This is a genomic window from Curtobacterium sp. MCBD17_034, from assembly GCF_003234515.1.
Lineage (GTDB): Bacteria > Actinomycetota > Actinomycetes > Actinomycetales > Microbacteriaceae > Curtobacterium.
The window spans coordinates 165,385-177,336 of the sequence record NZ_QKTN01000001.1 but is presented as its reverse complement, the minus strand read 5'-3'; the positions used below and the strand labels follow the sequence as shown (position 1 = coordinate 177,336).

Sequence of the window (11,952 nt, the reverse complement as noted above, 5' to 3'; positions counted from 1 at the left end):
GAGCACGGACGGCTCGGCGCAGACCGCCGAGCCGTCCGTCTGCTGGATGTGTGGGTCACACGATCGCGGGCGGCGGCCCCACGATCTCGATCCCGTAGTTCGCCGCGATGGCCGTGAGCTCTGCCGGGTCGGGCATCCGGATGTCCGCCGGAGCGTGCAGCGATCGCTCGCCGGCGTCCGCGAGGGCGGGTGACCCGGCTTCCGTCACGAACCGGTCGAATCCAGCTGGAGTGTGCAGCGTGATGAACCGCGCTTCCGGGCTGGCGACGACGAAGCCGTGCACGCTCTGCCGCGGGACGAAGATCGCGGCTCCCGATCCGGCGGCGCGCACCTCGCCGTCCGCGGTGAACTGGATCGTGCCGTCGAGGACGAGGAACGTCTCGTCATCGCCGACGTGCCGATGCATCGGACTGTTGTACCCGCGATCACCGGTGTGCTCGAGGACTGCGAGCCGGTCGGCGGTGTCCGCACCGGTCAAGCGCTTCTGGATGAGCGCTCCGAGGAACCAGACGGCGCCCTGCAGAGCCGGGTCCGCGACGACCGGCTCCGTCAGGTCTCGGCCGAGCGGCGTGTGTGGATTGTCGTTGAGCGTCATGCTGCCTCCTGTTTCCCGGCCCGATCCGGCCGATCGCTCCTTCGGTCCAACCGAAGCTAAGACGGCGGCTCACGGCAGGACGACCGTGTTCCTACCGAGCATCACCGGCATCGTGCTCGCAACGGTCCTTGGCTCCGCCGACGTCGCCACTTACAGTGCCCACATGGCACACCCGTCCACCCCGACTCCCGGCGCCGCACCTGGCAACACGGCCGCCGATCGGACGTTCCGAGGCGAGTGGACACGGTACGTGGCCGTGCCGACGCTCGGCGTGGAGGGTCTGCACGCGCGGTTCCTCACCCACAAGTACGAGCGACACACGCACCGCAGCTACGTGTTCGCCTCAGTCGAGGCAGGCGCGCCAATCACGGCGACGGAAGGAGCGTCCTTCGTCACCCCCGCCGGATCAGCCATGGTCATCAACCCCGGCGAAGAGCACGACGGCAGACCACTGAACGCGAACGGCTACACGTACCGGACGTTGCGCGTGGACGCGGACATCGTGCAGGACGTCGCTCGGGAGCTCGGCCCCATGACTGCGGGCGCGATCACCTTCTCGCAGCCGGTGATCCACGACCCGCAGGTCGTCGCGGCGCTCAGACGCGTGCACCGGACGCTGTTCGACGTGCCGGACGACGTGGAACAGGAGATCCGTCTCGTCCAGCTCATCGAGCTCGTCCTGCGGAACCAGCCGCGGGTACGCATTGACCCGCCGAGGCGGTCGGACCATCGTGCCACCGTGGCGCGCGACCTCATGCACGCCCGCTTCCGGGATCGCATCACCGCCCGCGAGATCGCGGACGCGGCGGGGCTCCACCGGGTGCGGCTGAACCAGGTCTTCCGCGAACGCTACGGACTGCCGCTGCACGCCTACCTCAACGCGCTGCGGCTCGAGGAGGCACGCCGGTTGCTCCGCGTCGGCTGGGGAGCCGCCGAAGCAGCTGTGGCGGCCGGGTTCTCGGACCAGAGCCACCTGAGTCGGCGGTTCAAGGGCAGCTACGGCATCACACCGGGCCAGTTCGTCGCAGCACACGCATCATCCGTCCAAGACGAGCGCTGACACCGCCGGGAGGCTGAGGTCGTCCAATCCGACGACGATCAGGAGATCCCGGCATGCTGGAGCACCCCGACTACGATGAGCACGCCCGTGTCGTGTTCGCTCGCGATTCCACGACTGGACTCGATGCCATCATCGCAGTGCACTCGCTCGCGCTCGGTCCCGCCCTCGGCGGAGTGCGCTTCCGCCAGTACCCCGGCCCCGATGACGCACTCGGCGACGCGCTCCGACTCTCGAAGGCGATGTCCTACAAGAACGCGCTCGGTGGCCGACCCTTCGGCGGTGGCAAGGCGGTCATCCTCGGAAGCCCCGTCACCGGGAAGAGCAGCAGCCTCCTCGAGACGTTCGGCAACGAAGTGGACCGCCTCGGCGGCGACTACATCGCTGCCGAAGACGCCGGCGTCACACCCACGGACATCGCGACGATCCGGCACAGGACCGCTCATGTCCGGAACATCGCAGCCGATCGTGGCGGCCCTGCTCCGTACACGGCGTACGGCGTGTTCATCGGGATCCGCACGGCAGTGCGGCAAGCGCTCAACCGCGGTCTGCGCGGCACCACCGTGTCGGTCCAGGGCCTCGGTGGTGTCGGCGACGACCTCTGCAGATGGTTGAGCGACGGCGGCGCGGACCTCATTGTCTCCGACATCGACGCCGACCGGGCGGAAGCGGCCGCGCGACGGTACGGGGGCCGGGTCGTCGAGCCCGCGATCGCACACTCGGTCGCGGCTGACGTATTCGCGCCGTGTGCCTTCGGAGCCGGCCTGAACAGCACATCCATCCCGCAGATCGGAGCACCGATCGTGGCTGGGTCGGCGAACAACCAACTCGAGACCGCGGAGGACGGAGCGCGCATGCACGCCCGCGGAATCCTGTACGCGCCGGACTACGTCATCAACGCGGGAGGCATCCGCGCCACCGAGGCGCCGCACGTCCCCTTCGACCACGCCGCTGCCATGCGTCGAGTGGAGGGCATTGCCGACACGCTCACCACGATCTTCGACGTCTCCACTCGCTCCGATTCAGCGACGAGCGAGGTCGCGGACGCGATGGCGCGGGAGCGTCTCGCCTCGGGTCGGTGAGCGCTCCGTCGGTCCGGCCGGGACACCCGCCGGCGCATCGCGTGACCCTGACGAGAAGCAGACCCTCAATCACCTTGGAAGGTCCGACTCATCTCTGCGGTCTCAAAGCCTGATCGCCGGTACAGGCCGATCCCGTCGGCGCTCGCGTGGAGGTAGGCCGAGGTCGCACCGGCCTCGGCGCCAAGACGGAGGACCGCATCGAGGGCAAGCGTCGCGAATCCCTGTCTCCTCGCTCGCGGTACGGTGGCGACGTTGGCGATGCCGAGCGTTCCTGCCCAGAGGAACCCCATCGCCACAGCCGCGACACCGTCGCCGCCCTGGACCGCAGCCGTCAGCACGTTCGGGGCGCCGAGGAGTTGCGGTGACCCGAACAGGCCCATCACCGCCCTCTCGACACCGAAGCCGTCGGCCATCGCGGCCGCGAACTCGGTGTCACCGTTCCGGTCCGCCGCTCGGACCACGGCCTGGGCTCCGTCGTTCCGGGCCTCCAGAGCGAAGCCCACCAGGCTGCGGACGAGGAGCGGACGCAAGTCGAGCCGTGTCAGTCCGCGGGACTCGACCGCTCGCCGCACCAGGTCCGAGCGGTTCCGCACGGTCACGGCCCAGGGGCCGCCTGCCTCGAAGCGCAGGACCGCTGCAGCAAGGGAGGCGGGATCCGACGACTCCCGGACCGCCATGAGCCCGTTCACTGCGGCGACGGGGACCGGGGACCACAGTCGGACGTGGTCGCCGTGGTCGACCGAACCGCCGCCGGAGGCGAGCGCCATTTGGCACGTTGCATGCTCCCACCCGCGGAGCGCGTCCGCCAGGAGGGGGTGGCCCCCGATCATCCCAACGTGCCCGTCCAGTGTCCGTCGGGTGGCGGCGACCCTGAGCGTCGGAGGAGCTCCAGCCCACCGCGGATGTCGGACTGCAGCGCCGTCGTCTGTCCGTCGTCGAACTCGAGCGTGATCAGGTGGCTTTCCTCATAGATCTGGCCGTCGGTCCGCTCTGGTATGACCTCGATGTGGAAGGCGACGAGGTGGGCCCGGAGTTCGCGGATGCGTTTCCCGAACTCGTCGAGGGTGAGGACCTCATCGCCGTGTTCGTGTCGGTACGAGGGTGCGAACCAGGTGTGCAGGTCATCCTCCGGCCGCGGCATCGTAAGCAACGCTGTGAGGACGTCGCTCCAGCGAGGAGGGCGCTTGCCGGTCACCGGGTGATCCACGTTCGTCATGTGCAAAAAGCCCCTCGTTCATCGCATCAGTGGGCGGGTCATTCGATGGTCCGCCCACACGGGGCGGGATGCGACCGAAGAACTACGGAAGGGCCGCGCCGACACCGACCACCTCGACTCCGCGGTGTCGATCTGCCCCGTGGTGACTGCCGTAGTCCTACGGTCGGCATCCCCGCTCTCGAGCGGGATCTTGAGACGAGAGCTGGACGTCCCGCCCGGGGACGAGGACCGGGAGCTCAGCGACGAGGAGGACCGCCATGGACTTCGTGACGTGGGACCCTGCCACGATCGATCGGGTGGTCGCGCTCCTCGCGCCCCTGTCGCCGTTCGGCACCGAGCACCGCATCCGTCCGCGCCTCCTCGCCGGTGAGGTCCTCAACGCCGTCACCGAAGTCGTCGAGGACGAGGACGGGCACCCGATCGGCGTGGTCCACCTCGCAGACGATCCCATCTTCCCGAGCAACGTAGACGTTGCCCTCGCAGTCCACCCATCGCATCGTGGACGGGGGCTCGGACCCGCGTTGGCCGCTCGCGCGCTGGAACTCCTGCGGACCCGGAACCGCGGCCGGCGGCCGCTCGTGGTGCTCCGGGAGGAGCTCGAGGACGGGCGGCGATTCGCAGAACGCTGTGGCTTCCACGTCGCGTCTCGCAGTGTCGGATGGGAAGCGCCGCTCCCGGCGGGCACCGCCGCGACCCATCGAAACGCCCTGGCTCAGTTGAGCAGCGAGCAGCACGTGGACGTGACCGTGGTCACACTGCAGACCCACGGGGAGCAGATTGCGTCCGTGTCGGAGCGGGCGACCACGGGTCTGCCGCGGGTGAGCGGCGAGGAAGACGAGATCGACGCGTCGGCTGCGTGGGCGTACTTCTTCTCGCCGAACAGCTCGATCCTGCTCGCTACGATCGGCCGCGAACCGGTTGGCGTCTCCGTCCTCGCTCCTGTCGAGGGCTCGACCAGTTGGTACATCGAGTTCACCGGCGTCGATCCGGCTGCCCGTGGCCGTGGTGTTGCGCGCGCCCTGAAGCACTCCCAGTTCATGGTCGCTGCAGACGCTGGCGGCACAGAGATCGTGACCTACAACGAGGAACACAACACCCCGATCCTCAACCTCAACCGCTCGTTCGGGCTGACCCGGCGACCCGGTTACACGGGTCTGACCCTCTGACGCGCGATATCGGGAGACAATCAGTCGCGGCGACAGCCAACCTCTTCCCTCAGCGCCTCAGGAAGGCGAACGTCCTGGGCAATCCGACGATGCCCTTGAGGCTGACCTAGGTGGGCTCCGCGGCATACCAGGAGCGTCGTCGTCCGGGCGACTTAGCGCCGTCCTCTCAGCTGAGCAGCTATCTCTGGCTCGCCACTACCCCTCACGGAGAGGGCGCTCCACTTGCACCGCGCATGACCCAGGCCCTACCACTCCCACCCGAGATCACAGAACGGACCACGAATGGTGCGGACGCCGATGGCCGGCCTGTCGCAAGCACGAGCGCAGCCCCACTCACCCCACGGGAGGGCTCGATGGCACCGCTTCGACTGGCGGCTGTTGTTATCTCATGAGCGCCAAGGGGCATCACGACACCGCACGCGAGAGCCGTGTGTTCCCGCTCCTGACTGCCCGTCACGGTCCCGCCGTCAACGTACGCCTGTCCGAGCCAACCAAGACACCGTGAACAGCGAATGGCTCGATCCTCCGCCGAGTGCACGGGGGCGTTCGTCGTGTCCGAGCCCAGGGCCGACATCGTCGTCACGGTTTCCGGAGCGAGCACAACCGTCGTTTTTGACCTTGCAACCCGAGAGCTCGTCATAGCGCAGACTGGCGACGAGCCCGACCGATGCGGCCAACCGAGTGGGGCGAGCCGTCGCAGCTGCGAAGGACGAGTTCGACCGCGAAAGGCCCCCGACCCCCGACTTCCGCTCACGCGCTTCGGCGCTCGATGGATAGCGGCTGCGCTGACGCCGAGTTCGACCGCTGCGGTCGCCATCGGTTTGCCGGCGCGGACGACCGCGACGGCCCGTCGACGGAACTCCGGTGGAAACGGTCGTGGCATGATTCGAGCCTCTTAGAACGGGCCCGATCCTCAGACGATTGCGGGTAACCAAACCATGGGGCACGTCAAGTCAACTAGACCTGCAGCAGTCCCGAGCGTCGTGCGACTGCGTTAGGGCGGGTGTGGGAGGTGCGAGCAGCGTCCGGCGGACGACACTGCCATGAAACGTTCGGACCGCGACCGTGACCCAGGCCACGACAAGACCGACGTAATAGATGACGGCGAGCACCTGCATGACTGAGAGGTCCGTTCGTGCGGCGAGGCCGTTCAATCCGGTGACGCACGTGCCAATCGGGAAGGTGAAGGACCACCACGTCAGCGAGAAGGGCAGACGCTTACGCGCCGTCCGCATCATGATGCCGGCAGCGATGGTGGTCCACATCAGCGCGAATCCGAGCATCGGGAAGCCGTACAGCAATCCGAACACCTGGAGAGCGTGGGCGGTTCCGGCCGCCACAGCGAGGTGCACGTTCCCGCCCAGCAGGTTGGCAGCGGTGATGGACTGTCCGACCGGGCCGAGCACGATCCAGAGTGTCGGCACCATCGTCGCGGGCCCCACCTTGTGCTGCGTGAGACGCCCCCAAATGAGGGAAATGACGATCAGTGAGGACACGAGGCTGAGACCGAACATGGCGAAGCAGCCCCACAACAGCGACTCGCGGACCTGACCTACCGTGACGTACGGGATCAGGAGCGCCCCGGTGCTCGCCGACACCATCGGAGGGACGATCGGCATCAACCAGCCGCCGAACGCGCTCTCCGGGAGCAATTCGATCCGCGTGAAGGCCAGGTACGGCACCGCGATCGCGCTGACCAGGCCGAGGACCGTCCCGATCACCCAGAGGATCCAGTCGATGTGCACCGCAGCGGTCAGCCCGATCCAGTCCCGGCCGACGAGGAGCGCACCCGCGCCCACCGTCAGGAACGCCATCGGCGGCGCACCGTAGAAGTGCGCGATGACGGGGTGCGTATGATGCGTGCGGGCGGTGCCCCGATACCACAGCCAGTGCAGCCCGGTCGCGACCGTCAGCGCGACCAGCGCCACGGCAGCGATCGCCCAGACCACGGCCGCACCCGCGCGGAGGCCCGGGAACTGGAGCGGAAGGGACTCCGCCGCGTTGGCAACGATCCCGGTGCCCATGACCGACGCGAACCAGTTCGGCGTGAGGTTCGAGACAACCTCCCGCGGTGACGTGAGCACCTGGAAGAGATGGTGCGGCCGAGGGAGGGGAAGCGAGGTTGTGGTCACATTCCAAGGGTGCTTGGACGGCGCCATCTGCACTATGGCGTCTTCGTTAGGGGTGCCACAATGCAGTGTTGTGACGGAATCCTGGTGGAGCGGCCGCGTCGACCTGCCGGCCCTCGCCCTACTCACCGCCATCGCCGACCGCGGGACCATGTCGGCAGCGGCGCGGAGGCTCGGCATCACCCAGCAAGCGGCATCGGCGCGGATCCGCCAAGCGAAAAACCGTCTCGGCGTCGAGCTCGCGCGGAGCGGGCCGACCGGTACAACCCTCACCCAGGAGGGACGCCTCGTCGTCGAGTGGGCGGCTCCCGTCCTGGAAGCCGCACGTCGCCTTGACCTCGCGCTCATATCACTGCGGCCCGGAACGGACCTCGTCATCGCCGCCTCGCAGACGATCGCCGAGCACCTCCTCCCCGAATGGCTCGGCACGCTTCGCCGCGACCGAGAGGCCGACGCGATTCCGCGCCTGATCTCCGGCAACAGTGCCGGCGTCCTCGCCGCAATCTCCGCCGGCACGGCGCAACTGGGCTTCATCGAGACCCCCGACGTGCCCACCGACCTCTACCGGGCCCAGCTCGGCGCCGACAAGCTCGCGGTCGTCGTGTCACCGACGCACCCGTGGGCGACAGCGGGTGCCGTGACCGCAGCGGACCTCGCACGCACGCCGCTTTTACTACGCGAACGAGGTTCCGGCTCGCGCCGAGCCCTCGAGCGGTGGCTGTCGCAGCGGAACCTGCGGCAAGCGGAGCCAGCTGGCGAATTCGGTACGACGTCCGCGATCCTCGCCGCCGTCCGTGGGGGCACCGGCGTTGCCGTCGTGAGTCGTCGCGCCGTTCAATTCAATGTCGAGCGGAGCACCCTGGCGGAGATCAGGACCGACGCACCGATTGTCCGGGAGCTCACCGCGGTGTGGACCACGCCACGTCTCGCCCCACAGCTTCAACGCCTGCGGCAGATTGCACAATTGGACAGCGATACCTGATCTGCACGGCCTCCGGCTCGGCCGGGCTGGAGCCGCCCTCGATCGGGGCAGCAGCTGCCGTGCATCAGATACCGACATAGTCCTGAAGCAGCCTCGAGGATCACCCGCACGCAGGCGATGAGGTCGTGAAGCGCGGGATCGCTCGCTGATCGAGTGAACCGGTTTCCCAGCCGGCCATCTGCGCCGCGGCGGATCAGGACGACTTTGAAGCGGCAATTCGGCACCGGCTTGAGCGCCTAGGACGAAACCTTGTGGTCGAGTCTGCTCACTGCCCTGAGCAGTCACTCCGCCGCATCCACGCTTCGCCTAGCCATCAGCAATGGAGTGCGCGCGTGGGCGAAGGTGCTGATGGAGGGGCGGCATTGGGTCCTCTCGTTCCGTTCCTGTGACCTGCCTAGGACCCTTCGACGGGGGCGTTCCAGGTGAATGTCGTCGGGTCGCCCACGTGGAGCCAGCACAGTTCCGGAGTCGGAGCCGCTAGCAAGCGGCTATTCTAATCGCATGAGCGGAGAGGGTTGGCGCGAGATGGCAGACTCGCACCCCGCGCCACCGCGCAACTCGGCGCGGCACCACAGCCGTCTTCCGAACGGCGTGCGGCTGTCCGAACTCGCTTCGACGCCGTCGAACAGCGAATGGCTGTCGGCCGGCCGGCTGCCTCCTCGCTGCTTGGTGACGTTCATGGCATCCGAGCAGAGAGCGGACATCGTCGTAACCGTTGGCGCCTCGAGCACCACGGTCATCATTGACCTCGCCACCCGTGAGCGTGTCATCGCAGTTGACGGCGACGACGCGGATCGTGTGGCTGCGCTGCGCGTCGGGCGGGACCTCGCCGCCGCGAAGGACGAGTTCGACCGCAAGTACCCTCCGACCCCACGAATCCCGCTCGCGCGCTTCCGCGCTTCAAGTCCCTCCACGTGGACGTCCTTGCAGTGGCTGGGGGCACTGACGGGGGCACGCTGGCAGGCTCCTCCGGACTGGGGTGGCGAGGGGCGGGCAGCGCTGTGGCGGTGGCTTCGGGAGACCAGACGGGTGAACCGCGCGCTCCACGGCGCAATTTCCGCACGCCCGCATCCCGTGGACCAGAGCGATGAGTAGGTTAGGTCGCCGCTCTCCCTGGCCAGAGGTCCGCGCCGAGGGCGAACTCCAAGCGGGCGATGGTGGCAAGGTCCGGCCATGCTTCGCCGTTCAGGACGTTCCGCAGCGTTTGATGATGCAGTCCGGCCGTGATTGCCACCGATCGGACGCTGCGACCATCCATCGACTCACGGAGGCGGACCACGAATTGCCGAGCGACTTCCCCGAACAGATCCTCGGACACCACGTCGGGCCAGGGGCTGCCAGCCAATTCGACCGGCCGCGACCGCGACGTTCTTCCCATATTGCAAGCGTAGAGCGCGCACGGATCGCCCCCGTCCTCCGCCGCACCACGATCGGCGCGCTATGACCGCATCAAGAGGCGTCATGCCGTATCGCCCGCAGCTACCCGAGAAGATCTGGGTAGCAATCGGACCATACGTGCACGACGTCGTGACGCGGGTGGAGCCCCTTGTCACCTACGATGCGCGGCAGCTCTACCCGGCGGTGACCCGGCTCGTGCACTTCGCGCACGACGAACACGCACCACTCGAAGACGACGTGGTGTTCGACCCGTTCATGATCGGGCGGTTCGTGAACCACCACCTCGCCGGGTACAACCGGGCCAGCCGGAACACCATTCGGGCCCGCCTTCGACGCGTCTCCGAAGCGCTCCTCGGCGAAGCCGCCGCCGGACGTTTCAAGGCGCTTGGGAAAACCGACGCGGTTCGGCCATACAGCGCGCAGGAGCAGGCGGCGCTCGAAGCATGGTCGAGAGCGCAGACCTCCCCGGAACGCCGAACCTCGGCAGGCGCGCTCCTGTCCTTGGGCTTCGGCGCCGGACTCACCGGCGCAGAGATCGTCCGGCAACGCCTCGAGGACGTCCACGTCGGCGCGACCAGTGTTGTGGTGCGCGCCGACGGGCGAGAGGTACCCGTGTCAGCAGAATGGGCCGCACCGCTCGTTGCACGAGCAGCGTTCCTCGGCGGCGCCGGATGGGCGTTCCGCGCCGACCAACGTGGCGAGAACATCAACCTCGTCACCGACTTCGTCTCCCGCACCGCTGCGCCCACGGAGATTCACACCAGGAGGATGCGAGCCACGTGGCTCGTCAGCCACCTCGACGCGGGAACACCCCTCAAGACCGGCGTAGCGGTAACGCCGCCGCCGGCAGAACCGAAGAAGCACCCCGCACACCCCGACGCTTTAGCGCGCCCAGAACTGGGCCTCCGAGCGGACGGGGTGCTTCGGCGCGCCCAAAAACGGGAGACTTCGTCGTCGTAGCCACCGCGGCGAGCGCCCGCACGTCGGTCCGGTCACATCTGCCCGCTCACACGAGCATCAGAACGAGAAGAGCCCCTGGCCGAAGCCGGGGGCTCTTCTCTTTGAGGGTAGTTCTGCAAACCCCGAGGGGCAGGACCTGCAATCGACCCGCTGGCGGTACCGGTGGGATTTGAACCCACGGTGGAGTTGCCCCCACACATGTTTTCGAGACATGCTCCTTAGGCCGCTCGGACACGGTACCGCCGACGATCCTACCGCATGCCGGGAGGCCCGAGGAACGCAGGACCGTCGGCTCGCCGTCCCCAGCGGCACCCGATGCACGGCTGTCCACCGCCCCCGGACGCGGTGACCTGGCGCTGAGGCCGACTGCGTATCGTCCCGGGTATGAAGACGCGCTCTCTCGTGGCACTCGTGTCCTCCGTCGGCGGTGGCCTCGCGGTCGCCGGTGCGGCTGCGCTCGGAGCCAGGGCGGGCGTCCGGGGGCAGCGCGCCGCGGCACAGCGAGTCGTCGACATGCTGCCGGTGCACGCGGACTGGTGGCGGGAGCGCATCCACCACGAGGGGCAGCTCACCTACGTGGCGATCGGCGACTCCGCGGCCCAGGGCGTCGGCGCGACGGTCCCGAGCCGGGGCTACGTGGGGCTGCTCGCGCGGCGGGTCCGGCGGCGGTCGCGGTCGACCCTGCGCGTCGTCAACCTCAGCGTCTCCGGCGCCACGACCTGGGGCGCCCGGCACGAGCAGCTCCCGGTCCTCGGCACGTACACGCCGGACATCTGCACGGTCGTGATCGGGGCGAACGACATCCTGGACTTCCATCCCGACAAGTTCGAGCGGAACCTCCGCCGCATCTACGCCGCCGTGCCCTCGCACGCGATCGTCGCCGACCTGCCGTGCATGTTCTTCCGCGAGCGCGAGCGCAAGGTCCAGGTCGCGAACGAGATCGTGCACCGCGTGGCCGCCGAGTTCGGCCTCACCGTCGCGCCCCTGCACGAGATCACGAAGCGCGTCGGCCTCCGCCGGACCTTCCGCAACACGTACGGCGACCTCTTCCACCCGAACGACAACGGCTACCGCATCTGGGCGAGCGCGCTCGAGCCGGCGGTCGACGCCCGTGTCGACACCCTGATGGCGATCCGCCGCTACCTCTCCGCGCGCGAGGTCGAGGAGCTCGGCCCGCGTGCGGCGGCGGTCGCGGCGGCCCGGGCGGACCAGGACGCCGACACCGCGGACGAGCACAGCCCGGACCTCCAGCACCTGCGGCAGCACCGATCGCACGGCAGCCACGTCGCGGGGAACCCGGACGCGCCGACGGAGCGCCACGACGCCGCGAGCCACCGCGGCGATGTCAGCGGCGCCGCCTAGCCTCG

At 68.5% G+C, this 11,952-nt stretch carries 11 protein-coding genes and 1 tRNA gene; 7 read left to right on the top strand and 5 right to left on the bottom strand.

The window, feature by feature from the left end:
- Positions 1 to 55: 55 nt before the first annotated feature.
- Positions 56 to 595 (bottom strand): cupin domain-containing protein, encoded by a 540-nt coding sequence (locus tag DEI92_RS00900; protein WP_111012011.1) that lies wholly within the window; start codon positions 593 to 595, stop codon positions 56 to 58.
- 163 nt (positions 596 to 758) lie between these two features.
- On the opposite strand from DEI92_RS00900, the gene DEI92_RS00895 reads away from it, so the two are divergent.
- Together DEI92_RS00895 and DEI92_RS00885 are read left to right on the top strand one after the other, a co-directional pair.
- Entirely contained in the window at positions 759 to 1,655 is an 897-nt protein-coding gene (locus DEI92_RS00895; RefSeq protein ID WP_181434577.1) for an AraC family transcriptional regulator, read from the top strand.
- Positions 1,656 to 1,708: 53 nt separating this feature from the next.
- Complete coding sequence (locus DEI92_RS00885) at positions 1,709 to 2,734, top strand: Glu/Leu/Phe/Val dehydrogenase dimerization domain-containing protein (RefSeq protein ID WP_111012010.1); 1,026 nt, start codon at positions 1,709 to 1,711, stop codon at positions 2,732 to 2,734.
- Positions 2,735 to 2,799: 65 nt separating this feature from the next.
- Here the strand turns inward: DEI92_RS00885 and DEI92_RS00880 are convergent, their stop codons facing one another.
- Together DEI92_RS00880 and DEI92_RS00875 are read right to left on the bottom strand one after the other, a co-directional pair.
- Complete coding sequence (locus DEI92_RS00880) at positions 2,800 to 3,501, bottom strand: GNAT family N-acetyltransferase (protein ID WP_181434576.1); 702 nt, start codon at positions 3,499 to 3,501, stop codon at positions 2,800 to 2,802.
- Between the two features lie 59 nt (positions 3,502 to 3,560).
- Positions 3,561 to 3,929: a hypothetical protein gene (locus DEI92_RS00875; RefSeq protein ID WP_146249064.1), complete on the bottom strand. Its 369-nt coding sequence runs from the start codon at positions 3,927 to 3,929 to the stop codon at positions 3,561 to 3,563.
- Between the two features lie 278 nt (positions 3,930 to 4,207).
- Here DEI92_RS00875 and DEI92_RS00870 point away from each other — a divergent pair, with 278 nt between their 5' ends.
- Positions 4,208 to 5,116, top strand: coding sequence for a GNAT family N-acetyltransferase (locus DEI92_RS00870; RefSeq protein ID WP_111012007.1), 909 nt, complete (start codon positions 4,208 to 4,210; stop codon positions 5,114 to 5,116).
- Between the two features lie 953 nt (positions 5,117 to 6,069).
- On the opposite strand, the gene DEI92_RS00865 is transcribed toward DEI92_RS00870, so the two are convergent.
- Positions 6,070 to 7,248, bottom strand: a complete 1,179-nt coding sequence (locus DEI92_RS00865) for a TDT family transporter (RefSeq protein ID WP_258369823.1) — start codon at positions 7,246 to 7,248, stop codon at positions 6,070 to 6,072.
- 70 nt (positions 7,249 to 7,318) lie between these two features.
- Here DEI92_RS00865 and DEI92_RS00860 point away from each other — a divergent pair, with 70 nt between their 5' ends.
- From DEI92_RS00860 to DEI92_RS00845, 3 genes are all read left to right on the top strand, one after another.
- Positions 7,319 to 8,227, top strand: coding sequence for a LysR family transcriptional regulator (locus DEI92_RS00860; protein ID WP_181434575.1), 909 nt, complete (start codon positions 7,319 to 7,321; stop codon positions 8,225 to 8,227).
- A 501-nt stretch (positions 8,228 to 8,728) separates the two neighbouring features.
- Positions 8,729 to 9,322, top strand: coding sequence for a hypothetical protein (locus tag DEI92_RS00855; protein WP_146249062.1), 594 nt, complete (start codon positions 8,729 to 8,731; stop codon positions 9,320 to 9,322).
- A gap of 420 nt (positions 9,323 to 9,742) precedes the next feature.
- Positions 9,743 to 10,585, top strand: a complete 843-nt coding sequence (locus DEI92_RS00845) for a hypothetical protein (protein WP_111012004.1) — start codon at positions 9,743 to 9,745, stop codon at positions 10,583 to 10,585.
- A gap of 151 nt (positions 10,586 to 10,736) precedes the next feature.
- Here the strand turns inward: DEI92_RS00845 and DEI92_RS00840 are convergent.
- Positions 10,737 to 10,826: transfer RNA gene (locus DEI92_RS00840), tRNA-Ser, on the bottom strand.
- A gap of 143 nt (positions 10,827 to 10,969) precedes the next feature.
- Here DEI92_RS00840 and DEI92_RS00835 point away from each other — a divergent pair.
- Entirely contained in the window at positions 10,970 to 11,947 is a 978-nt protein-coding gene (locus tag DEI92_RS00835) for an SGNH/GDSL hydrolase family protein (RefSeq protein ID WP_111012003.1), read from the top strand.
- The last annotated feature ends 5 nt before the right edge of the window (positions 11,948 to 11,952 follow it).

Bases quoted from the DNA above. Each gene is read 5' to 3' on its own strand.
- DEI92_RS00885 (WP_111012010.1), top strand. From the start codon at position 1,709: ATGCTGGAGCACCCCGACTACGATGAGCACGCCCGTGTCGTGTTCGCT.
- DEI92_RS00900 (WP_111012011.1), bottom strand. From the start codon at position 595: ATGACGCTCAACGACAATCCACACACGCCGCTCGGCCGAGACCTGACG.
- DEI92_RS00855 (WP_146249062.1), top strand. From the start codon at position 8,729: ATGAGCGGAGAGGGTTGGCGCGAGATGGCAGACTCGCACCCCGCGCCA.
- DEI92_RS00835 (WP_111012003.1), top strand. From the start codon at position 10,970: ATGAAGACGCGCTCTCTCGTGGCACTCGTGTCCTCCGTCGGCGGTGGC.
- DEI92_RS00880 (WP_181434576.1), bottom strand. From the start codon at position 3,501: ATGGCGCTCGCCTCCGGCGGCGGTTCGGTCGACCACGGCGACCACGTC.
- DEI92_RS00895 (WP_181434577.1), top strand. From the start codon at position 759: ATGGCACACCCGTCCACCCCGACTCCCGGCGCCGCACCTGGCAACACG.
- DEI92_RS00870 (WP_111012007.1), top strand. From the start codon at position 4,208: ATGGACTTCGTGACGTGGGACCCTGCCACGATCGATCGGGTGGTCGCG.